Raw genomic sequence first — 209 nt, 5'->3', positions numbered from 1 at the left:
TAAGTGGTACTTCACCCCGAAACGCTCGCCTTCAGCGTTAATCCACATATAGGTATGGCTTGAATAGCCGTTCATATGGGGCCAGCTGGCGGGTATACCCCGATCGCCCATCAGCCAGGTTACCTGTTGTGCAGATTGCGGCGAAAGCGTCCAGAAATCCCACTGCATATCGTGATCACGCAAGCCGTTATCCTCTCGACGCTTTTGTG

Annotated in this window: 1 protein-coding gene; it reads right to left on the bottom strand. The window is 53.1% G+C overall.

Features of this window, described 5'->3' with window-relative positions; all coding sequences use genetic code 11:
* On the bottom strand, nucleotides 1–209 hold a 209-nt coding region (locus A6R74_RS20075; protein WP_121499432.1), incomplete at both ends, for a catalase.

Source organism: Halomonas sp. ALS9 (assembly GCF_001651035.1).
Taxonomy (GTDB): domain Bacteria; phylum Pseudomonadota; class Gammaproteobacteria; order Pseudomonadales; family Halomonadaceae; genus Vreelandella.
Note: the sequence above shows the minus strand (reverse complement) of the source record. Positions and strands in the feature narration are given on the sequence as shown.